General features: G+C 67.3%; 27 protein-coding genes. 11 read left to right on the top strand and 16 right to left on the bottom strand.

From position 1 onward, the window contains the following. Positions 1 to 22: 22 nt before the first annotated feature. The 5 genes from dnaG to MF407_RS05305 form a co-directional block, all read right to left on the bottom strand. The gene (dnaG, locus tag MF407_RS05325) at positions 23 to 1,900 is read right to left on the bottom strand and encodes a DNA primase (protein WP_129625681.1); all 1,878 of its coding nucleotides are present in this window, start codon (positions 1,898 to 1,900) and stop codon (positions 23 to 25) included. A 97-nt stretch (positions 1,901 to 1,997) separates the two neighbouring features. After that, positions 1,998 to 3,227: a deoxyguanosinetriphosphate triphosphohydrolase gene (locus MF407_RS05320; protein ID WP_239701660.1), complete on the bottom strand. Its 1,230-nt coding sequence runs from the start codon at positions 3,225 to 3,227 to the stop codon at positions 1,998 to 2,000. Further along, positions 3,224 to 3,700 (bottom strand): hypothetical protein, encoded by a 477-nt coding sequence (locus MF407_RS05315; RefSeq protein WP_205744736.1) that lies wholly within the window; start codon positions 3,698 to 3,700, stop codon positions 3,224 to 3,226. The genes MF407_RS05320 and MF407_RS05315 overlap by 4 nt, the downstream gene beginning before the upstream one ends. Before the next feature lie 11 nt (positions 3,701 to 3,711). Continuing rightward, positions 3,712 to 4,137 (bottom strand): DUF3806 domain-containing protein, encoded by a 426-nt coding sequence (locus MF407_RS05310; protein ID WP_129625679.1) that lies wholly within the window; start codon positions 4,135 to 4,137, stop codon positions 3,712 to 3,714. Further along, on the bottom strand, positions 4,134 to 4,412 hold the full coding sequence (locus MF407_RS05305; RefSeq protein ID WP_129625678.1) for a DUF2277 domain-containing protein: 279 nt from the start codon (positions 4,410 to 4,412) through the stop codon (positions 4,134 to 4,136). The genes MF407_RS05310 and MF407_RS05305 overlap by 4 nt, the downstream gene beginning before the upstream one ends. Positions 4,413 to 4,481: 69 nt before the next feature. Here MF407_RS05305 and MF407_RS05300 point away from each other — a divergent pair, with 69 nt between their 5' ends. Continuing rightward, positions 4,482 to 5,327: a sulfurtransferase gene (locus MF407_RS05300; protein ID WP_129625677.1), complete on the top strand. Its 846-nt coding sequence runs from the start codon at positions 4,482 to 4,484 to the stop codon at positions 5,325 to 5,327. 3 nt (positions 5,328 to 5,330) lie between these two features. Here MF407_RS05300 and dusB read toward each other — a convergent pair whose 3' ends face one another. Next, positions 5,331 to 6,533: a tRNA dihydrouridine synthase DusB gene (gene dusB / locus MF407_RS05295; protein ID WP_239701658.1), complete on the bottom strand. Its 1,203-nt coding sequence runs from the start codon at positions 6,531 to 6,533 to the stop codon at positions 5,331 to 5,333. 75 nt (positions 6,534 to 6,608) lie between these two features. On the opposite strand from dusB, the gene MF407_RS05290 reads away from it, so the two are divergent. From MF407_RS05290 to MF407_RS05270, 5 genes are read left to right on the top strand one after another with little or no spacing between them, the layout of a single operon-like run. Next, positions 6,609 to 6,932, top strand: coding sequence for a DUF6703 family protein (locus MF407_RS05290; RefSeq protein WP_239701656.1), 324 nt, complete (start codon positions 6,609 to 6,611; stop codon positions 6,930 to 6,932). A 32-nt stretch (positions 6,933 to 6,964) separates the two neighbouring features. Beyond that, a complete protein-coding gene (locus MF407_RS05285) occupies positions 6,965 to 7,957 on the top strand; it encodes a metal ABC transporter substrate-binding protein (protein WP_239701654.1) in 993 nt (330 codons plus the stop codon). Further along, the gene (locus tag MF407_RS05280; RefSeq protein WP_239701652.1) at positions 7,954 to 8,790 is read left to right on the top strand and encodes a metal ABC transporter ATP-binding protein; all 837 of its coding nucleotides are present in this window, start codon (positions 7,954 to 7,956) and stop codon (positions 8,788 to 8,790) included. Before MF407_RS05285 ends, MF407_RS05280 begins: the two co-directional genes overlap by 4 nt. Beyond that, positions 8,783 to 9,787 (top strand): metal ABC transporter permease, encoded by a 1,005-nt coding sequence (locus tag MF407_RS05275; protein WP_141928816.1) that lies wholly within the window; start codon positions 8,783 to 8,785, stop codon positions 9,785 to 9,787. The genes MF407_RS05280 and MF407_RS05275 overlap by 8 nt, the downstream gene beginning before the upstream one ends. Beyond that, on the top strand, positions 9,787 to 10,167 hold the full coding sequence (locus MF407_RS05270) for a transcriptional repressor (RefSeq protein ID WP_129625672.1): 381 nt from the start codon (positions 9,787 to 9,789) through the stop codon (positions 10,165 to 10,167). Before MF407_RS05275 ends, MF407_RS05270 begins: the two co-directional genes overlap by 1 nt. A 110-nt stretch (positions 10,168 to 10,277) precedes the next feature. Here MF407_RS05270 and MF407_RS05265 read toward each other — a convergent pair whose 3' ends face one another. Both MF407_RS05265 and recO read right to left on the bottom strand, forming a co-directional pair. Then, positions 10,278 to 11,057 (bottom strand): isoprenyl transferase, encoded by a 780-nt coding sequence (locus MF407_RS05265; protein ID WP_239701650.1) that lies wholly within the window; start codon positions 11,055 to 11,057, stop codon positions 10,278 to 10,280. After that, entirely contained in the window at positions 11,054 to 11,812 is a 759-nt protein-coding gene (gene recO / locus MF407_RS05260) for a DNA repair protein RecO (protein ID WP_239701648.1), read from the bottom strand. The genes MF407_RS05265 and recO overlap by 4 nt, the downstream gene beginning before the upstream one ends. 63 nt (positions 11,813 to 11,875) lie before the next feature. On the opposite strand from recO, the gene MF407_RS05255 reads away from it, so the two are divergent. Together MF407_RS05255 and MF407_RS05250 are read left to right on the top strand one after the other, a co-directional pair. Beyond that, complete coding sequence (locus MF407_RS05255) at positions 11,876 to 13,426, top strand: NAD(P)/FAD-dependent oxidoreductase (protein ID WP_141928819.1); 1,551 nt, start codon at positions 11,876 to 11,878, stop codon at positions 13,424 to 13,426. 56 nt (positions 13,427 to 13,482) lie between these two features. Next, positions 13,483 to 14,124 (top strand): alpha-ketoglutarate-dependent dioxygenase AlkB, encoded by a 642-nt coding sequence (locus tag MF407_RS05250; RefSeq protein WP_129625668.1) that lies wholly within the window; start codon positions 13,483 to 13,485, stop codon positions 14,122 to 14,124. Here the strand turns inward: MF407_RS05250 and MF407_RS05245 are convergent. The 3 genes from MF407_RS05245 to MF407_RS05235 all read right to left on the bottom strand — a co-directional run bounded on the left by MF407_RS05245 (position 14,090) and on the right by MF407_RS05235 (position 16,115). Next, positions 14,090 to 14,389 carry a hypothetical protein gene (locus MF407_RS05245; RefSeq protein WP_141928820.1) on the bottom strand — a complete coding sequence of 100 codons (300 nt, stop codon included), beginning with the start codon at positions 14,387 to 14,389 and terminating at the stop codon, positions 14,090 to 14,092. The genes MF407_RS05250 and MF407_RS05245 overlap by 35 nt on opposite strands. Then, positions 14,389 to 14,721, bottom strand: coding sequence for a hypothetical protein (locus MF407_RS05240; RefSeq protein ID WP_168990229.1), 333 nt, complete (start codon positions 14,719 to 14,721; stop codon positions 14,389 to 14,391). The genes MF407_RS05245 and MF407_RS05240 overlap by 1 nt, the downstream gene beginning before the upstream one ends. 155 nt (positions 14,722 to 14,876) lie before the next feature. After that, entirely contained in the window at positions 14,877 to 16,115 is a 1,239-nt protein-coding gene (locus tag MF407_RS05235) for an aminotransferase class III-fold pyridoxal phosphate-dependent enzyme (RefSeq protein ID WP_239701646.1), read from the bottom strand. A gap of 98 nt (positions 16,116 to 16,213) precedes the next feature. On the opposite strand from MF407_RS05235, the gene MF407_RS05230 reads away from it, so the two are divergent. Beyond that, positions 16,214 to 17,011: a maleylpyruvate isomerase N-terminal domain-containing protein gene (locus MF407_RS05230; RefSeq protein WP_239701644.1), complete on the top strand. Its 798-nt coding sequence runs from the start codon at positions 16,214 to 16,216 to the stop codon at positions 17,009 to 17,011. Position 17,012: 1 nt separating this feature from the next. Here the strand turns inward: MF407_RS05230 and leuA are convergent, their stop codons facing one another. Then, entirely contained in the window at positions 17,013 to 18,758 is a 1,746-nt protein-coding gene (leuA, locus tag MF407_RS05225; protein ID WP_141928821.1) for a 2-isopropylmalate synthase, read from the bottom strand. Positions 18,759 to 19,125: 367 nt separating this feature from the next. Between leuA and MF407_RS05220 the strand changes: the two genes are divergently transcribed. Both MF407_RS05220 and MF407_RS05215 read left to right on the top strand, forming a co-directional pair. Continuing rightward, a complete protein-coding gene (locus MF407_RS05220) occupies positions 19,126 to 19,770 on the top strand; it encodes an NAD(P)H-binding protein (RefSeq protein WP_239701642.1) in 645 nt (214 codons plus the stop codon). A 183-nt stretch (positions 19,771 to 19,953) separates the two neighbouring features. After that, positions 19,954 to 21,078 (top strand): M4 family metallopeptidase, encoded by a 1,125-nt coding sequence (locus MF407_RS05215; protein WP_239701640.1) that lies wholly within the window; start codon positions 19,954 to 19,956, stop codon positions 21,076 to 21,078. A 13-nt stretch (positions 21,079 to 21,091) separates the two neighbouring features. Here the strand turns inward: MF407_RS05215 and MF407_RS05210 are convergent, their stop codons facing one another. From MF407_RS05210 to MF407_RS05195, 4 genes are all read right to left on the bottom strand, one after another. After that, positions 21,092 to 21,829, bottom strand: a complete 738-nt coding sequence (locus tag MF407_RS05210) for a class I SAM-dependent methyltransferase (RefSeq protein WP_129625661.1) — start codon at positions 21,827 to 21,829, stop codon at positions 21,092 to 21,094. A 7-nt stretch (positions 21,830 to 21,836) separates the two neighbouring features. After that, positions 21,837 to 22,748 carry a GTPase Era gene (gene era / locus MF407_RS05205; RefSeq protein ID WP_129625660.1) on the bottom strand — a complete coding sequence of 304 codons (912 nt, stop codon included), beginning with the start codon at positions 22,746 to 22,748 and terminating at the stop codon, positions 21,837 to 21,839. Between the two features lie 78 nt (positions 22,749 to 22,826). Then, positions 22,827 to 23,315: an rRNA maturation RNase YbeY gene (gene ybeY, locus MF407_RS05200; RefSeq protein WP_129625659.1), complete on the bottom strand. Its 489-nt coding sequence runs from the start codon at positions 23,313 to 23,315 to the stop codon at positions 22,827 to 22,829. Continuing rightward, entirely contained in the window at positions 23,312 to 24,367 is a 1,056-nt protein-coding gene (locus MF407_RS05195) for a PhoH family protein (RefSeq protein ID WP_239701638.1), read from the bottom strand. Before MF407_RS05195 ends, ybeY begins: the two co-directional genes overlap by 4 nt. Positions 24,368 to 24,384 lie beyond the last annotated feature (17 nt).

Here is a 24,384-nt window from a genome sequence, read left to right as displayed (position 1 = left end):
GTCGTTGCATGTGGTCGATGGGTCACTCGGTGGCCATGCGCGCGTGTGCGGCCTGCAACTGCAGCAGGCGCGCTGACAACTGCCGGGCCATCTCGGCGTCGCCGGAGTGTTGACGTAGTTGAGCCATCACGTCGTCGATCCGGCGCCGCATCGCCGCATCGCGCACGCGGGCGATCAGCGAAGCGGCAAACCGCGGTTCGGGCAGCCCGGTGTTGCGGTCGATGCGGGTGGGCAGTTCGGTGACCGAGAGTCGCGCCACGTAGCCGCCGATCTCCTCGGGGGCGGCGGCTCGCACCGCATCACTCCACGCCCGCAGCGACTTCGTCGACGGGTCGCCGACCTGCATCACCGCTTCGAAGATCTTGCCGTGCGCCGGCGCGAGGAAGTCGTCGACGGACAGTTCCATCAGCTGCGGGCCGGGCACCGCCGACGGGAACTGGAGCATGCACGAGAGCAACTGCATCTCCGCGACAACGAGCGGGTTCCTGAAGTCGGGCAACGCGATGCCCGGCGTCTCCTGCTCGGGCTCGGGCTCGGGTTTACGGGCCGGACGTTCGTCGACCTTGATCGCGGAGGCCTTGTGCACCTCGAGTTCGAGCTGGTCGAGCGGCACACCGATCCATCCGGCGACCTCTCGGGTGTACGCCGGACGCATAGCGGAGTCGCGAATTCCCTTGATGATCGGGGCAACTGCACGCATTCCGCGGACGCGGCCCTCGACGCTGCCGAGGTCGAACCGGTCGAGCGTCGTGCGCACCGCGAACTCGAACATGGGGATCGCCGACTCGATCAGCGACTCCACTCCCGGCGTGCCTTCGGCCAGTCGAAGCTCACACGGGTCCATGCCGTCGGGGGCGACGGACACGTACGACTGCGCAGCCCACTGCTGGTCCATGTCGAAGGCCTTCATCGCCGCCTTCTGCCCGGCGGCATCGCCGTCGAAAGTGAACACCACACGTCCGGGCGCCTGTCCCGCTTCGTCGCGGATCAGCCGGCGGATCGACTTGATGTGGTCGGTACCGAACGCGGTGCCGCAGGTGGCCACGGCATGCGGCACCCCGGCAAGGTGACAGGCCATCACGTCGGTGTAGCCCTCGACGATCACGGCTCGACGGTCCGACGAGATCGACTTCTTGGCCAGGTCGAGACCGTAGAGGACGTGGGTCTTCTTGTAGATCGGCGTCTCGGAGGTGTTGAGGTATTTGGCCTCGATGCGGTCGTCGTCGAAGATCCGTCGCGCGCCGAACCCGATCGTGTCCCCGGTGATGTCGCGGATCGGCCAGACCAGGCGTCCGCGGAACCGGTCGTACAAGCCCCGTCGACCCTGCCCGACCAGCCCGGCAGTGACGATCTCCTCAGCGGTGAAACCCTTGCGGCGCAGGAGATCTGCGAGCGCCTCGCCGCTTCGCGGTGCGTAGCCGACCCCAAACGGTTTGCACTGCGCGCTGTTGAAGTCGCGGGCGCGTAGGAAGTCGCGGGCGGTTCGTGCCTCGCCCGACGAGATGAGCGACTCCTGGTAGAACTCGTCCGCAACCCGGTGCGCCTCGAGCAGCCGGGTCCGTCGGCCGATGGATTCCGGACGTGGCCCGACGCCCTGCTCGTAGTGCAGTTCGACGCTGTATTTCGCGGCCAGCCGCTCGACGGTCTCGGCGAAGGTGAGGTGCTCGACCTCCATCACGAAGTTGATGACGTCGCCGCCCTTGCCGCAGCCGAAGCAGTTGTAAGCGCCGACGGCCGGCCGGACGTAGAACGACGGGGTCTTCTCGTCGTGGAACGGGCACAGGCCCTTCAGCGAGCCGGGACCGGAACGGCGCAGCGTGACGTGTTCGCCGACGACCTCGTCGATCGCCGCCTTCTCCTTGACGAGAGCGATGTCGTCTTCCTTGATCAAGCCCGCCATCGTTCACCACCTCTCGTCGTTCGCTCGCGACTTCGAAGTCTATGTCGCTGCCTGCCTGCGCTCGACCGCCCACCGCAGGGCCCGAGCAACAGGTGAATCAGAGTTGGGTGCGTGCCAGCAGCCGAGCCCGCAGGTCGGTCATCGACGCCACCTGGTCGACGATCACCCGCAGGCGGGCGCCATCGTCCGTCGCCAGGTCGTACTCCTCGGCGAACAGCGGATCCAGCAGGTCGGGGCGGGCGCTCAGCAGATCGACCAGTCCGGTCAGTTCATCGCGCTGTCGAGCCATCAGTTCATTGCGCTCGTCGGTGAACATCACGAACCGCGCAGCGGTCGCCTTGAGCAGGACGCACTCCGCGACCACGTTGTCGGGCACCACCAGATCGGCGTCGTATCGCAGCAGCCTGCCTTCGCCGTGGCGGTCGGTGGTGGCTCGCACTGCCTCGCGCACGAACCATCCGATGAGCCTGCTGGTCATGTCCTTCAACGAGGCGACGGCGGCCCGGCCGCTGCCTCGCTCCGCGGGCACCGCGCCGCTACCGAGCAATGCCGTTGCCGCACTTTCGATCTCGGCGACCGACAGGTGTGGTGCGTACAACCGCTGCGCCAAGTGGGCAAGCTCGTTGACCTCGGTCGCCGACCCCAGCACTCGCAGGTCGATGAGGCCCGAGGTGACGCCGTCCTCGACGTCGTGCACCGAGTAGGCGACGTCGTCCGCCCAGTCCATGACCTGCGCTTCGAGACAGCGAGCCTTCGACGGGGCATCGGCTCGCACCCAGCCGAAGATCTCCCGGTCGTCGGCATAGCAGCCGAACTTGCGGGTCCGCGCCGGCCCGTCGCCGCGCGTCCACGGGTACTTCGAGGCCGCGTCCAGGCTGGCGCGGGTGAGGTTGAGGCCCACCGAGCGTCCCTGCGGGGTCGAGCGTTTCGCCTCGATACGGGTCAACAACCGAAAGGTCTGCGCATTGCCCTCGAAGCCACCGATGTCGGACGCGATCGCATCCAGTGCGGTCTCACCGTTGTGGCCGTACGGCGGGTGACCGAGGTCGTGGGCCAGACATGCGGTGTCGACGACGTCCGCGTTGCAGCCGAGCGCGGAGGCGATCTCGCGTCCGATCTGCGCGACCTCGAGCGAATGGGTTAACCGGTTGCGAATGAAGTCGTCCGAATCCGGCTGTAGCACTTGTGTTTTGGCAGCCAACCGACGCAAGGAGGCCGAATGCAGGATCCGGGCCCGGTCGCGCGCGAAATCGTCGCGGTCGGCGCTCTTCTGCGCAGGATCCTCCCCGACGAAGCGTTCGCGATCCTGGGGCGAGTACCCACTCATCGGCCTCTCCTGCCGGCGAAGACGCGCAGGGGCGAGCGCATGCTGTGTTCGGTGTAGCCGCCGATCGCCAGACCCGCGCCGCGCTCGAACCGGTTGCGTGACCAGTGATCGCCGGTGAGCAGCTTCGACCACGCGCACGCCGCGAGGTACAGCGGGATGAACGGCAGGCCGCCGCACCGCTGGTACTGGAACGAGTGCCACTCCTCATGGCGCAGCAACCATTCGCGGTGCTCGAGGATCTCCGGCCACTCCTGGCGGGTGATCGCGACGCTACCCACGGTGAACGCGCCCGCGGCAGGGAATCCGAAGCGGTACCGGTCGGCGAGCCACATCCCGCGCGGCCCCCGAGTGATCCGACACCGGCCGATCCGGGCGACGAGGAGCCCGAAGGCAGTGGATCCGTTCCGCTTGTTCGCGCGGTTCTTCGCATCAATGCGACCCTGCTCGAACTCCTGCACGAAGGGGTCCGACATCAACGGATGGGTCACTGCTGCGCCTGGAACATCTGCGGGACGACGTCGATGAACTGCACCAACCACCCGCGTTGCTGGGCTGCCCAGTTGTCGGCGATCGGGTCGACCGGGAACAGGATGGATGCCTCGTCCGCGCTCACCAACGCCAGGTCACGGCCCTGGTCGTCGGTGACGATGCGCCAGTCGGCATCGGTGGTGCGGCGCAGGTGCTCGCCGAGTGCCATCCCGATCGCGGTGAGCGTCGCAGTGGGGTCGGTACGAGCATCCTCGTCGGTCGCGAGCACCTCGTCGAAGTACTTCTCGTACGCGGCCTCGATGCTGTCGGCCGACTCGACGTCGATCCCGAGACGCGCGGCGTCACCGAGCCAACCGCGCAGCACGATGCGGGACTGGGTGTCGAGTTGTTCGATCGTCGGGGCGGGCGAATCGGCGGTCATGAGGCGGTGGCGCCGTACCTCGCCTGCGCGCGGGCGCGAGCCTTGGCAGCTTCGACCTCACGGTCCTTGGGCGGCGCGGTCGTCACCAGGGCGTCCAGCAGGTGCCGGCTGGCGTGTGCGATCTGTTCCACCGCTTCGTCGAACGCTGCCTGGTTGGCGGCGGACGGCTTGGTGGTGCCGGCGATCTTGCGCACGTACTGCAGTGCAGCAGCCTGCACCTCGTCGTCGGTCGCCGGCGGCTCGAAGTTGTTCAGCGGACGGATGTTGCGGCACATGTGCCCAGGTTCCCATACCACCCGATGGTGCGAGCCCGGTCGAGCCCGCCTGCGCTCTACGCTCGTGTCATGAACCGCAGGAACCGCCCGCTCGTCAGCGTCGAACGCCTGAAGCAGGTCATGGACGAAGGATCCCTGGATCCGGTGCTGCTCGACGTCCGTTGGCAGTTGAACGCGCCGTCGCAGCGCGCGGCGTACGACGAGGCGCATCTGCCCGGCGCGCAGTGGATCGAGTTCGAGGAAGTGCTCAGTGGTGAGCCCGGCGACGACGGCCGCCACCCGATGCCCGATCACGAAACCTTCGAACGGGCGATGCGCGCGGCCGGCGTGACCGACGACCGTCCGGTCATTGCCTACGACCAGGCGAATTCGCTTGCCGCAAGCCGCGCCTGGTGGCTGCTTCAACACTTCGGCCACACCGACGTATACGTGCTGGACGGCGGTTTCGAGGCGTGGGTCGCAGCCGGTCATCCGGTGACCTCGCAGGTCGACCCGGTGGTGCCCGGCGAGTTCGTCGCCACCCCGGGCTGCACGCCGGTCCTCGACGCGGACGAGGCGGCCGACCTGGCCTACCGTTCGGTGCTGCTGGACGCTCGTCCGGCCGACCGGTTCCGCGGTGAGAACGAGACGATCGACCCGGTCGCCGGCCACATCCCGGGTGCTGTGTCGATGCCCGCGTTGGCCAACGTGGGTCACGACGGACGCTTCCTGCCCCCGGACGATCTGGCCATGCGCTTCACGGCGGCCGGGGTGCGACCCGACAGCGAGGTCGGCGTCTACTGCGGGTCCGGCGTGCAGGCGTCCCACCTGGCGCTGGCGCTGCAGGCGAGTGGTATCAATCCCCGCACCGGCGTCTACGTGGGGTCGTGGTCGCACTGGATCACCGACCCGGACCGTCCGGTCGAGACGGACTGATCCTCAGCCGCCGCTGGCGTCGATCTCGGCGGCCGCGATCGTAGCGCGCTGTTGCGGCGAGAGTTCCTGGCTGTCGAGCCAGCCGTCCGGCAGGATCACGCGCCGCTCGGACCCGGCGCGTCCACGCTGGCCCTCTGCGGCCTCGCCCGGCCACGGCTGGTCGAGGTCCATGGTTGCGATGAGGTCGTCCAGCGCGGCCAGACTGTCGACGAGCGCCAGGCTGCTGCGGATGTGCGAACCGGCCCGGAATCCCTTGAGGTACCAGGCGATGTGCTTGCGGATGTCGCGGCACGCCTTCTGCTCGGACTCGTAGAACTCGACGAGGTACTCGGTGTGCAGGCGCAGCGTCTGCGCGACCTCGCGCATGGTGGGCTCCACCCGGTGCGACGAACCGGAGAATGCGGCGGCGAGATCGGTGAACAGCCACGGCCGGCCCAGGCACCCGCGGCCGACGACGACTCCGTCGCAGCCGGTCTCGGCAACCATCCGGACCGCGTCCTCGGCCGACCATATGTCGCCGTTGCCGAGGACAGGGACCGAGGTGACCGTCTTCTTGAGTGTTCGGATCGCCGACCAGTCGGCGGTGCCGGAGTAGGCCTGTGCGGCCGTGCGCGCGTGCAGGGCCACCGCGGCGGCACCCTCGCCTTCGGCGATCCGTCCGGCTTCGAGGTAGGTGAGGTGGTCGTCGTCGATGCCCTTGCGCATCTTGACCGTCACCGGAATGTCGGCCTTGGCGGCTTCACGAACGGCGTTGCTGACGATGCCGCGGAACAGTTCGGTCTTCCACGGCAGCGCTGAGCCACCGCCCTTGCGGGTGACCTTGGGCACCGGGCAACCGAAGTTGAGATCGATGTGGTCGCAGCGGTCCTCCTCGACGAGCATCCTTACCGCAGCTGCCGTCGTGGCCGGGTCAACGCTGTACAGCTGGATCGAGCGTGGCGACTCGTCCGGGTCGTGCTCGATCAATCGCATCGTGATCGGGGTTCGCTCGACCAGTGCGCGGGAGGTGATCATCTCGCTGACGTACAGGCTGCTCGCACCACTGGCACCCGCCGCGTCCGAGCCGGCATTGCCGTATTGACGGCACAAGCGACGGAACGCGCGGTTGGTGATGCCGGCCATCGGGGCGAGCACCACCGGCGTCTCGATGCGCTGGTTGCCGATCTGCAGGGCAGGCAGCACGGGAGCGGGAACGGTCGTAGTCATGGCGTCCACCATCGTCTCAGGCCGGTGCAAATCGGCGGGTTCGTCGCACGGACAGGTCGCCGTTAGGCTCGTCGGGTGCAGGATCAGACCCCTTCCGTTTCCGTGTCGCCGTTGCGCGCGAAGATCGAACACCGCAGCAACCCGATGGTCGAGACGCTCAGCCGGACGCCGCGAGCGCTGCCGATCGTGCTGTTCGCCGTTCTGGTCGCCGCGGGCGTGCTGTTGCGGGGAGCGCTCGGCGGGATCCTCCTGGTGGTCGCGGCCGCATTCGTCGGTTGGCTGGCCTATCTCGTCTGGCCGCGGTTGTCGCTGCCCGAACGGGTGATGCGGTGCGCCGTGCTGCTCCTGGTCGCTGCGCTGGCCGTCGTCTGCTTCGCCGCCGAAGGCCTGCTGATTTGACAACGATTCTCAACTGATTGAGAATCGTTCTCATGCTTCGTCTCGCCGTCCCTCTCGTCGCCGCCGCTCTCGCCACGTCCCTCGCCGCCTGCGGCTCCGACTCGAGCACTGCGGACGGCGCCGCGAAGAAGGACGGCGCGACCCTGAACGTGGTGACGACGTTCTACCCGTTGCAGCACGCGGCCGAACGGGTCGGCGGCTCCACGGTGTCGGTGACCAATCTGACCAAGCCGGGCGCCGACGCGCACGACCTGGAACTGAAGCCGAAGGACGCCGCGTCCATCCAGCAGTCGTCGCTGCTGATCTACCTCAAGGGCTTCCAGCCGTCCGTCGACGCGAGCGCGTCCTCGGCGCCCGAGTCGTTCGACGTGTCGTCGACGGCGAACCTGTCCCTGCACGCGGACGACGTGACGAAGGTCGGCGTCGATGCTCACGACCACGGTGACGAACAGGGTGACGAACAGGGTGACGAACAGGGTGATCACGAGGGCCACGACCACGGCATCTACGACCCGCACTTCTGGCTCGACCCCGTGCGGTACGCGTCCGTGGTCGCTGCGATCGGTGAGCGCTTCTCGAAGCAGGACCCGAAGAACGCGTCCCGATACCGTTCGTCCGCAGCGACTTTCGTCAAGGAGCTCACGTCGCTCGACGGGTCGTTCTCCTCGACGCTGGCGACCTGCACCAGTCGCGAGTTGGTGACCGCACACACGGCGTTCGGCTACCTCGCCGATCGTTACAAGCTGCACCAGGTCGGGGTCACGGCGATCTCACCTGAGCAGGAGCCGACCCCCGGACGTCTCAAGGCAGTCGCCGATTACGTCCGCAAGCACAAGGTCACCACGATCTACACCGAGGTGTTGACGTCGCCGGCCGTCGCTGAAACCGTCGCCAAGCAGACCGGGGCGAAGGTCGCACTGCTCGACCCGCTGGAAGGACTCACCGACAAGTCCCCCGCCAAGGACTATGTCTCGGTGATGAAGGCCAACCTTCAGGTGCTGAAGAAGGGACAATCGTGCCGATGAGTCCCTCAGCGCTACGACTGAACGATGCGGCCTTCGGATACGGGGGCCGCGTCGTCGTCGACGGACTGACCTTCGACGTGCCGACCGGACAGGTGATGGCCGTCGTCGGGCCGAACGGATCCGGGAAGTCCACCTTCGTCAAGGGCCTGCTCGGCCTGGCCGACCAACTCGGTGGTGACGCCGCCGTTTTCGGTGATCCGCCGCGCACCCGCGAGGTGCGACGCCGCATCGGTTACGTCCCGCAGCGGCACACCCTGTCTGCGTCCGTACGCGCCACGGTCCGCGAGATCGTCGAGACCGGGCGCCTCGCCCACCGGCCCTGGTACCGACCGGCCGGCGCCGACGACCGGGCCGCCGTGGACGCAGCACTCGCTCAGGTCGGGTTGGGCGATCGGGTCGACGCCGAGGTGTCCGACCTGTCCGGCGGACAGCAACGCCGGGTACTCATCGCCCGTGCGTTGGCGGGGCGCCCGGACCTGCTGATCATGGACGAACCCACGGCGGGCGTCGACACCGCCAGCCAGACCGTGCTCGCGGAGGTGCTGCACCGGCTCGCCGACGAGGGCACCACCATGTTGATCGTCACCCATGAACTGGTCGCACTGCGCGGCATCGTCGACCGGATCGTCGAGATCACCCAAGGCGGACTGGCCTTCGACGGGACTCCCGTGGAGTGGGCGGAGCACGAGCGCGGACGCATCCTGGCGACCGCGTCCCACGACGGTCACTGCGGCCCCGGCGATCCCGAGCGGTCCACGTACGCAATCGGCCCGTGGGACGGCATCACTCCCCCGCCCGCAGTGTCACGCCGCGTAGGAGGCCGTCGTGCTTGAGATGTTCGAACTCGACTTCATGCGCCAGGCGTTCATCGCTGCTGTGCTCGTCGGCGCCGCGGCGCCCGCCGTGGGTGTCTTTCTGGTGCAACGACGGCTGTCGTTGATCGGGGACGGACTCGGTCACGTCGCACTGGCCGGCGTCGCGATCGGCGTGCTCACCGGCGCCGCGCCGACCTGGACCGCGCTGGTCGCGGCGATACTTGCTGCCTGCGTGATCGAGGCAATTCGCTTGCGCGGCAACACGAATGCGGACGTCGCTCTCGCAGTGATGTTCTACGGCGGCATCGCGCTCGGTGTCGTGCTGCTGGCAAAGGCGCCGGCCGACCAGGGTGCATCGATGACGACGTACCTGTTCGGTTCGATCCTGACCACGCAGGCGGACGAGCTCTGGCAGTTCGCGGTGTTGGCCGTGATCGCGATCGGTGCCACGACCGTCCTGCGCAAGCGGTTGTTCGCGGTGGCGAACGACGAGGAGTTCGCCCGGGCGGTCGGCCTGCCGGTCATGCGGACCAACCTGTTGCTGTCGGTGCTCACGTCGGTGACCGTCGTGTTGTCGATGCGCGTGATCGGTCTGTTGCTGATCAGTGCACTGATGATTCTGCCCAACGCCACCGGCCAGTTGCTCGGCCGAAGCTTCCGGGCGTCCACCACCTGGGCTGTCGTCGTCGGGGTGCTGTGCGGCGCTGTAGGAGTCGCGGCGTCGTACCAACTCGACACCCCGTCCGGGGGCACCGTCGTCCTCACCGCCGTCCTGATCTTCATCGTGGTGTCGCTCGTCGCCGCGGCGCGCCGAGCGATCATCCTGCGCCGTGCGCGCGCCGGCACGCACCCACACCGGCACTACGACGGCTGCGGACATGACGCAGTGCTGCACGCCGACCATGTCGATTACCTCCACGACGGGCACCACCACGCTGCGCACGACGACCACTGGGATGAACACGCGCCGACGCGTGAGACGTCCGGCAGAACCACCCACGAGGAGCACGTCTGATGAGCCGCAAACCGACCCGCCAGCAGACCGCCGTCGCCGAGCAACTCGCCTCCCGCGGCGACTTCGTATCGGCGCAGCAGTTGCATGCCGCGCTCACCGCCAGCGGCGCATCGGTCGGTCTCGCGACGGTGTACCGGACACTGCAGACGATGGCCGGCGACGGCACCGTCGACGCGCTGATCACCCCCGAGGGCGAGACCATCTACCGGCGGTGCGAGACCACCGGCCACCACCACCACCTGGTCTGCCGCCAGTGCGGCCGCACCGTCGAGGTGGAGGGCCCCGCCGTCGAGCAGTGGGCCGACCGGGTCAGCTCCGAGAACGGTTTCCGCGACGTCGAGCACACCCTCGAGATCTTCGGGGTCTGCGCCGAGCACTGAGCCTCTCTGTTTACAGCGAGGTCATGCAGGGCGCGCGCTGCCAAGCATGTGTGTCATACGGAGCGCGCCATATTCGACGCGCTCTGCATGACACTGTCGCTTGGACCAGGTCAGTTGGACGCAGCGTCGACGGCGCCACCGAAGCGGCGGTCGCGGTCGGCGTAAATCTGCACCGCTCGCCAGAGGTCCTGGCGGGTGAAGTCGGGCCACAGCGTGTCGAGGAAGACCATCTCGGCATACGCCGACTGCCACAGCAGGAAGTTGCTGGTGCGCTGCTCGCCGGAGGAGCGGACGAACAGGTCGACGTCGGGCATGTCGGGCCAGGTGAGGTTGCGGGCGATCATCTTCTCGTCGATGGACGAGGGCTTGATCCGTCCCGCCTCCACTTGCTCGGCGATGCGCTGACAGGCCTGCGCGATCTCCGCGCGTCCGCCGTAGTTGACGCACATCTGCAGCGTCATGCCGGTGTTGTTCGCGGTGAGTTCCTCGGCACGCTTGAGTTCCTTGAGCACCGACAGCCACAATCGCGGACGCTGCCCGGACCACCGGCAGCGCACGTTCCACGAGTGCAGCAGGTCGACCCTGCGGCGGATGACGTCGCGGTTGAAGCCCATCAGGAAACGCACCTCGTCCGGCGATCGCCGCCAGTTCTCGGTGGAGAACATGTACGCCGACAGGTTCGGAATGCCGAGTTCGATACACCCGGCGATCACGTCGATGAGTTGCGCCTCGCCGGCCTCGTGCCCCTTGGTGCGCGGCAGTCCCCGCTGGTTGGCCCAGCGCCCGTTGCCGTCCATGACCATTGCGACGTGCTGCGGGACGAGTTCGGCCGGGATCTTCGGCGGGTCGATCCCGGCGATGTGCAGCGGCGGGACGTCCGGGACGGTCACTGGCGAACTCCTTCGGGTACCACGGTCGGGGTGCGATCGACCAGCCGCAACGATCTCACGCCGCGCTCGAGGTGCCATTGCACGTACGCCGCGACCAGGCCGGTCGCCTCGTTGCGCACCTCGGGTGCGCTGGCGTCGGCGACGTCCCAATCGGCTGCCAGCAGCGCACCGAGCAGCAGGAAGGTGTCCGGACGCGGGGCGCCGGATCCCGGGGTACGGCACGAGGAGCACACCGCTCCCCCACTGGCGAGATTGAACGCACGGTGCGGCCCGGGGTCGCCGCAACCGGCGCACCGGTCGAAGGTCGGCGCCCAGCCGGCGATCGCAACGGCCCGCAAGAGGTAGCTGTCGAGCACAAGCCCGGACTCGTGGGCCGAACTCGCCAGTGCCGCAAGGCCGCCCGTCAGCAGGTTGAACTGCTGAATCTGCTGCTCACCGTCCTCGCACAACCGCTCGGCCGTCTCCAACATCGCGGCAGCGGCGGTGTATGCACCGTAGTCCTGCGCGATGTGATGGCCGTACGCCGCGACCAGTTCGGCCTGTGTCACGGTGTCCAGATTGCGTCCTTCGTAGCACTGCACCTGGACGATCATCGCCGGCTCGAGCCGCGACCCGAACTTCGACTTCGTGCGGCGAATCCCCTTCGCCACCGCACGCACCTTGCCGCGTCCGCGGGTCAACAGCGTGACGATCCGATCGTGCTCGCCCAGCTTGTGGGTGCGCAGCACGATCGCGACGTCGTTGTAGGTGGGCATGGTGTCGTCCATTGTCCCCCAACCCGAGCAGCCGACACCGCACCGACACCTAGGATCGGGCACATGCACAACACCACGTCGCACGACGTCGTCATCGTCGGTGGAGGGCACAACGGCCTCACTGCCGCCGCCTACCTCGCGAAGGCAGGCAAGTCGGTCCTGCTGCTGGAGCGGCAGTCCGATCTCGGCGGCGCGACTGTCTCGACGGACGCGTTCGACGGCATGGGTGCTCGGCTGTCGCGGTACTCCTACCTGGTCAGTCTGATGCCACGCCGGATCATCGACGATCTCGGCCTGAATCTGCGACTGGCCCGCCGCCGCTACTCCTCCTACACACCCGTACCCGGAGCCGCCCGCGGGCTGCTCGTCGACAACGGCGACGCGGACGCGACCAAGGCATCCTTCGACGCGATCGGCGCCGCCGCGGACTTCGAGCGGTGGAATGAGTTCTACGGCCGCACAACGGAACTCGCCCGGAAGTTGTGGCCGACGATGACCGAACCGCTGATGCGCCGGTCGCAGATGGAACAGCTGGTCGGGGACCCGACGTCGGTGCGGGACTTCATCGATCGTCCGCTCGGCGAGGTCATCGAGAACACTTTCACCGACGACCTGGTACGCGGGGTCGCGCTGACCGACGGTCTGATCTCCACGTACGCGTCCGCGCACCAGGCAGACCTGCGCCACAACATCTGCTTCCTCTACCACGTGGTCGGTGGCGGCACCGGCGACTGGGACGTGCCCATCGGCGGAATGGGCCAGGTGGCAACGCAATTGGCCGAGGTTGCACGCGCCGCAGGCGCGACGTTGACGACGGACGCAACGGTCACGGGCGTCGGGCACGGCGCCGTCAGCTGGACCGAGGCCGCCGGGGACGAACACCGTGCCACCGCAGGGACCGTCCTCTGGGCTGCCGCACCCGCCGTCCTCGATGACCTGGTCGGGGCCCGCGGCGACCGGGTCGAGGGTGCGCAGGTGAAGGTGAATCTGCTGCTGTCCCGGCTGCCGCGGCTGAAGGAGACGGACGTTGCACCGCAGGCGGCGTTCGGCGGCACCTTCCACATCAACGAGCTGTATTCACAGCTCGAATCCGCCTACAGCACAGCAGAATCCGGATCGATTCCCGACCCGATGCCCGCGGAGATCTACTGTCACTCGATCACCGATCCGAGCATCCTGTCCCCCGAGCTGCAGGCGTCCGGGGCCCAGACACTCACGGTCTTCACGCTCCAGACGCCCGACCGCCTACTGGACGACGCGGACGCCGACGTGCGGGACGACCTGCAGCGTCGGGTGCTCGATTCGCTCAGCTCGGTACTCGCCGAGCCGATCGACGACGTCGTCATGCGCGATCGTGGCGGCAACCTCTGCATCGAGACGAAGACCACGCGCGATCTGCAGGACGTACTCGCGATGCCGGGCGGCAACATCTTCCATGCACCGCTGACCTGGCCATGGGCCGAGGACGACGCCTGCCTCGAGACTGCTGCGCAGCGCTGGGGAGTCGCGACGGCGTACGACGGCATCCTGCTGGCCGGCGCCGGTTCGCAGCGCGGTGGTGGAGTCAGCGGACTCGGCGGCTACGCGGCTGCGATGGCGGTGCTCGGACGCTGATCAACGTTCGTACATATGTTCTAGACATCGGCGGTCCGATCGCCTAGCGTCGGACTATGTCCTACGCACTTCAGGGTTCGCTGCTCGACCAGGAGGAGCAGATCGGGCTGCGCAGCCTGGGTGTCGCCGTCCGACGTACTCCTTTGACTCGCGGAGCATGGGTCGACCTGCGTCCGGGCTGGCTCACCGGGGCCGACGAGTTGTTCAGCAGGCTGATGCCGGGTGGCAGCGGCGGCGTCGACTGGCGCGGCGAACGACGGATGATGTACGACCGCGAGGTGGCCACTCCCCGCCTGTTGCGGTTCTATTCCGAAGCCGAGAACTGGCCGGATCCCGTCCTGCAGCAAGCTCGTTCGGCACTCTCGTCGCACTATGCCGACGAGCTCGGAGAGCCTTTCACCACCGCGGGCATGTGCCTGTACCGCGACGGACGCGACTCGGTGGCGTGGCACGGGGACCGGGAGGGACGCGCATCTACACAGGACACGATGGTTGCGATCGTCTCCGTCGGTTCACCGAGAGCGTTGTTGATGCGACCCGCCGGCGGCGGCGAGTCGGTGCGCTTCGTCCTCGGCCACGGTGATCTCGTCGTGATGGGTGGTTCACATCAGCGCACCTGGGAACACGCCATTCCGAAAACCAGCAAGCCGGTCGGCCCGCGCATCAGCATCCAGTTCCGGCCACACGGAATCCGCTGAGGCTCGCGCCTTTCGCGACCGCAATCCCGTCACGGCCAAGACGACGATGAACAACGCGATCGCCGCCGAGACCCATCCCAGCTGGGTTGTAGCCCATCCGATCGACGATGACACCGGTGACCCCCCGCCTGCCGGAGATGTCCTCGGCCAGCAGCGCACCGACCGCCATGCCGGCGGCCATGCCGACACCGCCGAGCACCTGCGCACCCATCAGAGTGCGGACGATGCGCGGTTGGATGTCGGCGTGCGCCGCGGTGGTCGTCATCAAGCGAGCAGCGCGGCGATCACGATCACCAGGATCACCAGCACCGCGAACCCGAGTGCACCGAACATGCAACCCTTGCCCTTCGCCTTCTGCGGCTCGTGGCCGATGCTCCCGGTGGTGAACTGGTGCAACGGTCCACGGTAGAACACCGGAACCTGTTGCCCCGGAACCATGTTCAGCGGCATTTCGGCCTGCCCGTAGCGACGCAGCCATTGGCAGTAGATCGATAGGTGGTGCTGGCCGGGCGGGAGCGGGAAGGTGAAGGACCCGTAACCCGACGGCACCTGCCGCCCGTCGATCAGCACGACCGGCGGCACCATGTTCGAGGTCATCGCGCTGCCCTGAACGGTCAGGTGCAGGTATCCCGGGGGCGGTCCCTGATACGGGCTTTGCTGCGGCGGATGCTGCCCCTGCTGAGGCCCGGGGCCACCCCAGCCGGGCGGAGGCGGACCGGTAGGGCCCGGAGAGTGCCCGGGCGGCTGTCCGCTCACAGCGCGACGTCCAGCGCCTGTCGGGTGACCTGGGCCAGCTGGTTCACCTGCTCGTCGGTCATCACGAACGCCGGCGAGTACTGGACGCCGCCCGCACCGACGGCACGCGTGGCGACACCGAGTTCACGCATCTTGGCCACCACCGGGGCGGCCTTGGCGATGTCGTGCAGTTGAACTGCAGCGACGGCGGCCGTCCCGCAACGCACCTCGGCGACCGCCTCGTGCTGCTCGAGCGGCTTCAAGGCTGCGGCCAGCGAACCCTCGAGGCGAGCGGCCTCGTCCAGCAGGCCCTCGGCCTCGATGAGGTCGAGGTTGGCGTTCGCGACGGCGGCCGCGACTGCGTGCCCGGAGTAGGTGTATCCGTGGCGCAGCCAGCGTCCGGCGCCCTGTTCGAAGAACGGCTCGGCGATCTTCGGTGCGACGAACACGGCACCCATCGGGATGTAACCGGACGTCAGGCCCTTCGCCGTGGTGACGAAGTCGGGTTCGAGCCCGAACTTCGCCGAAGCGAACCATGCGCCGCCGATGCGTCCGAACCCGGTGACGACCTCGTCTGCGACGAACAGGATGTCGTGCTCGGTGCAGATCTTGCGGACCGCCATGAGGTAGTCCTCGGGCGGCGGATACACGCCGCCGGCACCCATCACCGGTTCGGCGAAGAACGCCGCGATGTTCTCCGGGCCGATGCGCTCGATCGTCGCACGCAGGTCCTCGGCGTCATCCCAGGCGACGTGCGCCTGGTCGTCGACAAGGACGCCGTAGCCTTCCGTGTTGCCCTGGATGCCACCCAATGAGGTTCCGGCGTAATGCATTCCGTGGTACGCCTTGGAGCGGCCGATGATGTACCGCTTGCTCTCACGGCCCATCTCGAACCAGTAGCGGCGCGCGATCTTGGCCGCTGTCTCCACCGAGTCGGAGCCTCCGGAGGTGAGGAAGATCTTGGATCCGGGCACCGGCGCTATCCCGGCGAGGCGCTCGGCGAGCTCGATCACCGGAGGGTTCGCGTAGTCACCGAAGGTGCTGTACGCGGCGAGGGTCTGCGCCTGCTTGGCTGCGGCGGCGGCCAACTCCTTGCGTCCGTGTCCCACGTTGGCGAACCACAGGCCCGCCGTCGCGTCGAGATACTCCTTGCCGGTGTCGTCCCAGACGTGCACACCCTCACCACGCGCGACGACGAATTCACCGTTCTCCTCGACGACCCCCATGTCCGAGAACGGATGCCACAAAGCGCCCACGGCGCACCTCCTGTTGCTATCTTCCTGGCTTCTGTTTCACCCTAGCCGCGGCCATATCACCCGGCCCGGGCCGTCCCACCAGGCACTACGGTCGACGCATGAGTCTCGACTTCCGCGCCCAACTTGAGCATCAATCGCAGCTGTTCCGCACGGCGATCGAAGCGTCCGAGCCGAGTGCGCGAGTGCCCACCTGCCCGGACTGGAACGCCGATGATCTGTTGGCGCACCTGACCGAGGTGCAGTGGTTCTGGTCGACGGTCCTCGCCACGCCGGTCCGTCACGCGTCGCAACTTGCGGATATCCACCGTCCCGAGCGAGCCGACGGCCGGGATGCGTTGTTGTCCGCGTTCGACGACGCCCACGCGAAGCTCTGCGATGCGCTCGGTTCGACGGACGTCGGTGCCGCTCGTTGGATGTGGACGCGTGACCCCGGTCTGCATACCGCCGGTTACATCGCGCGCCGTCAGGCACACGAAGCGCTCATCCACCGCGTTGACGCCGAACTGACCATTGCACAACCGATCTCGCACATCGACCCGGTGCTGGCGGCCGATGGAGTCGACGAGATCCTTCGCGTCATGCTCGGTGGTCACCCCGAGTGGACGACGTTCGCCGCGCAGGACGGCATCGTCCGATTCGAAGCCGTCGACACCGGTGACAACTGGACCGTGCATCTGGGCAGGCTCGCCGGGACGCATCCTGAGTCGGGTGAAACCGTGGACGAGACGAGCATGCTGCCGATCGACTCGGGTGAGCCGATCGCCACCATCAGCGGTCGCGCCTGGGAGCTCGACCTGTGGCTGTGGAACCGCGGCGATTTCGACATGCTGGAGCGCTCCGGCGACACCGTCGCACTCCAGCACGTCGTCGACGCGCTTGCTGAGGGTCTGAACTGAATCAGCCTGCGACAGTGTCGCGTTCGGCGCGGTTGACGGCCGACAGGATCGCGGTCAGCGATGCCTTGACGATCGATCCGTGCACGCCGACGCCCCACAGGACGCGCTCACCGATCGCGACCTCCACGTACGACGCGGCCTTCGCGTCGCCACCGGCCGACATCGCGTGCTCGGCATAGTCGAGCACGCGCAGGTCGATACCGACGGTCGACAACGCGTCCACGAACGCGGCGATCGGTCCGTTGCCCCAACCCTCGATCATGATCTCCTCGCCGCGGTCGAGCAGCTGGGCCTTGATGTGGTCGCGCCCCTCTGAACCCGACTCGATCGTGTGCCCGATCGGACGGAAGCGTCCCCAGCCGTCGGAGCTCGGATCGAGCGAGGGCAGGTACTCGTCGCTGAACAGTTGGTACAGCTGGGCCGGGCTGACCTCGCCGCCCTCACTGTCGGTGCGCTTCTGCACCACGCCGCTGAACTCGATCTGCAGACGCTTGGGCATGTCCAGGCCGTACTCCGACTTCAGGATGTACGCCGAGCCACCCTTGCCGGACTGCGAGTTCACCCGGACGACGGCCTCGTAGCTGCGGCCGATGTCGTGCGGGTCGATCGGCAGGTAGGGCACGCCCCAGACCAGTTCGTCGAGCTGCTTGCCGGACTCGGAGACCTGGCGGTCCATGTCCTCGAAGCCCTTCTTGATCGCGTCTTGGTGGGAGCCGGAGAACGCGGTGTAGACCAGGTCGCCGCCCCACGGGTGACGCTCGGGCACCTTCAACTGATTGCAGTGCTCGACGGTTCGGCGGATCTCGTCCATGTCGGAGAAGTCGATCTCGGGGTCGACGCCCTGGCTGTAGAGGTTCATGCCGAGGGTGACCAGGCAGACGTTGCCGGTGCGTTCGCCGTTGCCGAACAGGCAGCCTTCGATGCGGTCGGCGCCGGCGAGGTAGCCCAACTCGGCTGCGGCGACGCCTTCACCACGGTCGTTGTGCGGGTGCAGCGACACCACCAGCGACTCGCGCCGCTCGAGGTGCCGAATCATCCACTCGATCGAGTCGGCGTAGACGTTCGGCGTGGCCATCTCGACGGTGGCCGGCAGGTTGATGATCATCTTGTGGTCGGGCGTCGGGTCGATGACGTCGATGACCTCGTTACAGACCCGGACGGCGAACTCCAGCTCGGTGCCGGTGTACGACTCGGGCGAGTACTCGTAGAAGACCTTCGTCTCCGGGATGGTCTCCTCCAGCTTCTTGCACAGCCGCGCGCCTTGCAGGGCGATGTCGACGATGCCGTCCTGGTCGAGACCGAAGACGACCCGGCGCTGCAGCACCGAGGTGGAGTTGTAGAAGTGCACGATCGCCGTCTTGGCGCCCTTGATGGCGTCGAAGGTGCGCTCGACGAGGTGGTCGCGGCACTGGGTCAGCACCTGGATGGTGACGTCGTCGGGGATGTGGCCGCCCTCGATGAGCTCGCGGCAGAAGTCGTAGTCGGTCTGGCTGGCCGACGGGAAGCCGACCTCGATCTCCTTGTAGCCCATGCGAACCAGCAGCTTGAACATGCGCATCTTGCGCTCGGAGTTCATCGGGTCGATGAGTGCCTGGTTGCCGTCACGCAGATCGACGGCGCACCAGCGCGGTGCCTTGGTGATCAGCTTGTCGGGCCAGGTGCGGTCGGGCAGTTCGACCTTTATCTGCTGGTCGAAGGGAACGTACTTCGCGGCGGGCATTCCGGACGGCTGCTGCGGGAAGATCATCTGTCTCTCACTTGGGGTAGGAGCGGGGCTCGGCCCGGGCATCACAACCTCCGCGGCGAGGAAGGCCGATTACGAGGCCTCGCCGCGGCAGCCAAGCAGGAGGCTCATCCGCACGTGAGCAGTTTAGCCCCGGGCATTCGGGCGCGTCCTGCCCGATGGGCCGGGTGTCCGCGATACGGACGGCTGCAGGAAGGACCCGGGTCCCGCAGGGCACGGCAGGCGTTCAGCCGGCCTTCTGTCCCCGTCGGCCTCCTCGACCGGTCGAGGCCGCGCGGATCGCGTCCCCCTGGGAATAGTTGACCTGTGCAACCGAGTTGTACAGGCAGGTTTCGGTTGTCGGGACCACACGGCTGAAGGGAACACGCACATGGCACGCATCACCGTCCTCGGAGGAACCGGCTACGGCGGCAGCGCCGTCGTCCGCGAGGCCGCGCGCCGCGGACACCAAGTGCTTTCGCTCAGCCGCACCGCACCCGACTCCCCGACGCCCGGAGTCACCTACGTGACCGGTTCGGTACTGGACGCCGACGTGCTCGAGCGCGCCGTGGTCGGCGCCGACGTCGTGTTCGAGGCCCTCTCCCCTCGCGGCGACATGGCCGGTCAGGTCGAGGGCGTCTTCGACGCACTGGTCACCCTCGCCCGTCAGCACAGCGTCCGGCTCGGCGTCCTTGGTGGCGCCTCGTCCCTGCTCGTCTCTGAAGGAGGGGAGCGGCTCATCGACGTGACACCGATGCCCCCCGAGGCGCGCCCCGAAGTTGAGCTCGGCATCCACAAGCTCGAGACCCTGCAGCAGTCCGCCGACGACCTGGACTGGTTCTACGTCAGCCCGGCCGCCGAGTTCGGTGCGTGGGAGCCCAGCACCGAGACCGGGCAGTACCGGATCGCCGACGACGTCCTCCTGCGCGGCCCGGACGGCACGTCGCAGATCTCGGCCGCCGACCTCGCCCTGGCCGTTCTCGACGAGATCGACAGCCCCGCCCATCAACGGCGCCGCTTCCACGTCGCCCACTGAGCAACCCGTCCACCCGGGGTTCGACGTCGTCGAACGGCTACCGCCGGCGTCGCTGAACGGTGGAAGGCAAGTCGCGACCGGCCGCCTGCATGATCGACTTTGCCGCATGAAGACGAAGTCTTTGCCAGTTCTGGAGACTGTTTCCTGACCCAAAGGGCGCCTGATCGGACGCACGATGGAGGCATGAGCATTTCGCCGGCCCTGTGCACGATCGTCCCGCCGCACATCCTGCGCGCCCTCGCGCAGTCGTCCGACGAACGGGTGGCACGCGCGGCACAGCGCACATTGCGGGTTCGGGTGACCATCACCGGAATGCGGGAGGCGAGGGCCAACCGTCCCCGCCCTGGTCAGCCGCGTGCAGGCGGGTTGATTCCGCCCGACCTGCAGGCGCGGGTGGAGGAGACGTCGCTCAGGCGGCCGGCATCCCTCACGGCTGCCCCGAAGCGTTCGGTGCACGACGCGCAGCAGGGCACGACACTTCCGGGAACACTCGTGCGCGGCGAAGCCGACGGTCCGTCGTCCGACGAGTCGGTCAACGAGGCGTACGACGGACTGGGTGCCACTTGGTCGTTGTTGCACGATGAGTTCAGTCGCGATTCGCTCGATGACGAGGGACTCCCGTTGATTGCGACCGTGCATTACGACCGCAACTTCGACAACGCGTATTGGGACGGCGAGCAGATGGTGTTCGGCGACGGTGACGGGGTCTACTTCAGCTCGTTCACCGACAGCATCGACGTCATCGGTCACGAACTCGCGCACGGCCTCACCCAGTACACCGCCGGCCTGGTCTATGTCGGCCAGTCCGGAGCGCTCAACGAGTCGGTCTCCGACGTCATCGGCTCGATGGTCAAGCAACGTGAGCGCAATGAGACCGCGGCGCAGGCTGATTGGCTGATCGGTGAGGGACTGTTCACCGACAAGGTGCAGGGCATCGCGTTGCGATCGATGAAGGCACCGGGCACCGCGTACGACGACCCGAAGCTGGGCAAGGACCCGCAACCGGCGTCCATGGACGACTACCAGGACCTGCCGCACGACGACTCCGGCGACAACGGCGGCGTGCACATCAACTCCGGCATCCCCAACCACGCGTTCTACCGTGCCGCCGTGGCGCTCGACGGCAACAGCTGGGAGACGGTGGGGCCGGTCTGGTACGACGCGCTCACCGCCGGCAGGTTGCCCAAGGACGCCGACTTCGTGGCATTCGCCCAGGCGACAGTCAAGGCGGCATCGGCCAGGTACGGCGACGGGTCCGCGCAGGAACAGGCCGTCGATCAGGCCTGGCGAGACGTGAAGGTGTTCTGAGCGCTGCGGCGGCTCAGCGCTTGATGTCCGGCAGGCGCCGGATCGCGAAGTAGCGGTCGTTGATCTCCTCGATGCCGAACTTCCCGATCGGGATTTCGTCCAGCACCATGTCCTCGTCCAGTCCCCAGGCCGCGAGCTTGGTGGTTTCCTCCCGCACCTTCTGACCGTCACGCAGGACGACGAAGGTGTTGGTGATCTCCATCCGGTTGTCGCGTCCGGGTTGCGCCTCGAACCAGCGCTGGTACTCGTTGCGGCCCATCATCGCGGTGCTGAGGAGTTTGCGCTCGACCGACTGCTCCGGCACACCGCCGTACGACCGGCTCATCAGGATGGGTGCGCCGGGCACGAGCACATCGGCCATGCGCTGCCAGAAGCGGTCGCGGGCGCGCCCACCAAGGAAGTAGATCACGTTGAACAACAACGCTCCACCACATTGCTCGGGCAACCAGGTGGAACCGATCGTCTCGTGCAGAACCGTTGTGCGCGAACGAATTTCGGAACGTTCTGCAATGCGGGACATCAGGATCGCTCGCATCATCGGGTCGGGTTCCACCGACAGGATCTCGGCATCCGGGTACTGCTCACCGAGGGTCAGGGTGGTCAGGCCGCTTCCCGAACCGATGTCGATCATCGGGAACTGCGGCATGAACGCCGCCTTCTCCCAGGGGATGTCGCGGACGTAGTCCTTGTCGTCGATCGGCAACCGCAGGGTGTCGCCGAACTCGGCCCACGCGAGGTTCTCGTCGGTCATGGCGTACTCAGAATCCCAACTTCGACAACTGGTTCGGGTCGGTCTGCCAGTCCTTGGCGACCTTCACGTGCAGGTCGAGGAACACCCGCTGGCCGAGCAGCTTCTCGATGGCCTCGCGAGAATTGGTGCCCACCTCACGCAGGCGCGAGCCACCACGTCCGATGATGATCGCCTTCTGCGAGGGACGTTCGACGAAGACGTTGACGCGGATGTCCATCAGCGGCTTGCCTTCCGGACGGTCCTCGCGTGGAGTCATCTCCTCGACGACGACGGCCAGGCTGTGCGGCAACTCCTCCCGCACACCTTCGAGGGCGGCTTCACGCACGAGCTCGGCGATCATCACCATCTCGGGCTCGTCGGTCAGCACGTCGTCCGGGTACAGCTTCGGCGAGTTCGGCAGGTAGGACGTCAGCAGTTCCGCGACCGTGTCGACCTGGGTGCCGTCGACCGCGGAACAGGGCACGATCTCGTCCCAGTCGCCGAGTTTGTCCATCGCGAGCAGGTGCTCGGTGATCCGGTCGCGCGGTACCTTGTCGATCTTCGTGGCGATCGCGATCACCGGCTTGCGGCGTCCACGGCGCAACTCGGCAAGTTCGTTGGCGATGAACTGGTCACCCGGGCCGATCTTCTGGTCGGCCGGCAGGCAGAAGCCGATGACGTCGACGTCCATCAGCGTCTCACGGACGACGTCGTTGAGCCGCTGACCCAGCAGCGTGCGCGGCTTGTGCAGACCGGGGGTGTCGACCAGCACCAATTGCGAGTCATCGGTGTTGTGGATACCGCGGATCGTGTGCCGCGTGGTCTGCGGCTTGCTCGAGGTGATCGCGACCTTCTGGCCGACCAGGGCGTTCGTCAACGTCGACTTGCCTGCGTTCGGTCGACCGACCAAGCAGGCGAACCCTGCCTTGAACTCACTCATTCCGAACTCATTTCCAACCGATTGCGTGCTGCTCGCGTCCGTCCGGGGCGCAGTCGAAGTATGTCCGACGCTGCCGCGTCAGTCTCCCGACGGTGGGGTGATGCTCGTCGCGGCCGGCCTGCGGGCCAGGAAGGTCAGCAGCAACGTGCGCTGCAGGTCGAACATCTCCTTGCGCTCGTCCGGCTCGGCGTGGTCGAACCCGAGCAGGTGCAGGATGCCGTGCACGGTCAGCAGCAGCATCTCCTCGGCAGGTGTATGACCGGCCTCCTCGGCCTGCTTCGCCGCAACCGTGGGGCACAGCACGAGGTCGCCGAGGATGCCTTCCTCGGGATCGACCCCGTCCCGGCCGGGACGCAGCTCGTCCATGGGGAAACTCATCACGTCCGTCGGACCGGGCAGGTCCATCCACTTCACGTGCAGCACCTCCATCGCGTCCTCGTCGATGACGGTGATGGCCAGTTCGGCCTCGGGGTGCACGCGCATCTCCTGCAGCACCCACCCCGCGCACTCGCGCAGTTCCTCGAGGTCGACCTCGACGTCGGTCTCGTTGGCGACGTCGATGCTCACGCCTTCTTCCCCGCTGCTCCAGCACGACGCGGACCCTGCCCGTCACGCTTGTCAGGGGTGCGGCGGTGGGCATCGAAGCGGTCGTACGCCTCGACGATCTCGCTCACCAGGCGGTGACGGACGACGTCCTGCGCGGTGAGGTGGGCGAAGTGGACGTCGTCGACCCCCTTGAGGATGTCCTGGACGACCCGCAGCCCGGAGGTGGTGCCGCCGGGCAGGTCGACCTGGGTGACGTCACCGGTGACGACCATCTTGGAGCCGAAACCGAGGCGGGTGAGGAACATCTTCATCTGCTCGGCGGAGGTGTTCTGGGCCTCGTCCAGGATGATGAACGCTCCGTTGAGCGTGCGGCCACGCATGTAGGCCAGCGGTGCGACCTCCACCGTGCCGGACGCCATGAGCCGGGGTATCGAGTCGGGGTCGACCATGTCGTGCAGTGCGTCGTACAGCGGACGCAGATAGGGGTCGATCTTCTCGTTGAGCGACCCGGGCAGGAAGCCAAGACGCTCGCCGGCCTCGACCGCCGGACGGGTCAGGATGATCCGCTCGACCTCCTTGGCCTGCAGGGCGGCCACCGCCTTCGCCATCGCGAGGTAGGTCTTACCGGTACCGGCCGGGCCGATGCCGAACACGATCGTGTTCTCGTCGATCGCGTCGACGTACTCCTTCTGCCCCAGCGTCTTCGGGCGGACGGTGCGGCCGCGACTGCTGACAATGTTCATCGTGAGCACGTCGGCCGGGCGCTCGCGGGTCTTGCGGCGCAGCATGCCGATCGAGCGTTCCACGGCGTCACGATTGAGCGGGTGACCGGCGTCGACGATCGCGATGAGTTCGTCGAGCAGATCCTCGACCAGAGCCATGTCGCCGGGATCGCCCTGCAGCTGGATTCCATTGCCGCGGACCGCGATCACCAGCTTGGGGAACGCGCGCTCGATGGTGGTGAGCAACTCGTCGTTCGGCCCGAGCAACTGCACCATCGGCACATCCGGTGGTACTTCGACGGCGTGGGTCGCCTGGACGGTGTGCGGGGTGCTGTTGGTCGAATCTGTCATCGTGCGTCCCAGTCTAC

Origin of the sequence: Yimella sp. NH-Cas1 (assembly GCF_022359705.1) — a bacterium.
GTDB classification, from domain to species: domain Bacteria; phylum Actinomycetota; class Actinomycetes; order Actinomycetales; family Dermatophilaceae; genus Yimella; species Yimella lutea.
The sequence above is the reverse complement of the archived record's forward strand: the minus strand, read 5'-3'. Positions and strand labels throughout refer to the sequence as shown.

Coding starts and splice junctions, on each gene's coding strand:
- dnaG (WP_129625681.1), bottom strand. CDS start 1,900: ATGGCGGGCTTGATCAAGGAAGACGACATCGCTCTCGTCAAGGAGAAG.
- MF407_RS05320 (WP_239701660.1), bottom strand. CDS start 3,227: ATGAGTGGGTACTCGCCCCAGGATCGCGAACGCTTCGTCGGGGAGGAT.
- MF407_RS05315 (WP_205744736.1), bottom strand. CDS start 3,700: ATGTCGGACCCCTTCGTGCAGGAGTTCGAGCAGGGTCGCATTGATGCG.
- MF407_RS05310 (WP_129625679.1), bottom strand. CDS start 4,137: ATGACCGCCGATTCGCCCGCCCCGACGATCGAACAACTCGACACCCAG.
- MF407_RS05305 (WP_129625678.1), bottom strand. CDS start 4,412: ATGTGCCGCAACATCCGTCCGCTGAACAACTTCGAGCCGCCGGCGACC.
- MF407_RS05300 (WP_129625677.1), top strand. CDS start 4,482: ATGAACCGCAGGAACCGCCCGCTCGTCAGCGTCGAACGCCTGAAGCAG.
- dusB (WP_239701658.1), bottom strand. CDS start 6,533: ATGACTACGACCGTTCCCGCTCCCGTGCTGCCTGCCCTGCAGATCGGC.
- MF407_RS05285 (WP_239701654.1), top strand. CDS start 6,965: ATGCTTCGTCTCGCCGTCCCTCTCGTCGCCGCCGCTCTCGCCACGTCC.
- MF407_RS05280 (WP_239701652.1), top strand. CDS start 7,954: ATGAGTCCCTCAGCGCTACGACTGAACGATGCGGCCTTCGGATACGGG.
- MF407_RS05270 (WP_129625672.1), top strand. CDS start 9,787: ATGAGCCGCAAACCGACCCGCCAGCAGACCGCCGTCGCCGAGCAACTC.
- recO (WP_239701648.1), bottom strand. CDS start 11,812: ATGCCCACCTACAACGACGTCGCGATCGTGCTGCGCACCCACAAGCTG.
- MF407_RS05255 (WP_141928819.1), top strand. CDS start 11,876: ATGCACAACACCACGTCGCACGACGTCGTCATCGTCGGTGGAGGGCAC.
- MF407_RS05250 (WP_129625668.1), top strand. CDS start 13,483: ATGTCCTACGCACTTCAGGGTTCGCTGCTCGACCAGGAGGAGCAGATC.
- MF407_RS05245 (WP_141928820.1), bottom strand. CDS start 14,389: ATGACGACCACCGCGGCGCACGCCGACATCCAACCGCGCATCGTCCGC.
- MF407_RS05240 (WP_168990229.1), bottom strand. CDS start 14,721: ATGACCTCGAACATGGTGCCGCCGGTCGTGCTGATCGACGGGCGGCAG.
- MF407_RS05230 (WP_239701644.1), top strand. CDS start 16,214: ATGAGTCTCGACTTCCGCGCCCAACTTGAGCATCAATCGCAGCTGTTC.
- leuA (WP_141928821.1), bottom strand. CDS start 18,758: ATGATCTTCCCGCAGCAGCCGTCCGGAATGCCCGCCGCGAAGTACGTT.
- MF407_RS05220 (WP_239701642.1), top strand. CDS start 19,126: ATGGCACGCATCACCGTCCTCGGAGGAACCGGCTACGGCGGCAGCGCC.
- MF407_RS05215 (WP_239701640.1), top strand. CDS start 19,954: ATGAGCATTTCGCCGGCCCTGTGCACGATCGTCCCGCCGCACATCCTG.
- MF407_RS05210 (WP_129625661.1), bottom strand. CDS start 21,829: ATGACCGACGAGAACCTCGCGTGGGCCGAGTTCGGCGACACCCTGCGG.
- era (WP_129625660.1), bottom strand. CDS start 22,748: ATGAGTGAGTTCAAGGCAGGGTTCGCCTGCTTGGTCGGTCGACCGAAC.
- MF407_RS05195 (WP_239701638.1), bottom strand. CDS start 24,367: ATGACAGATTCGACCAACAGCACCCCGCACACCGTCCAGGCGACCCAC.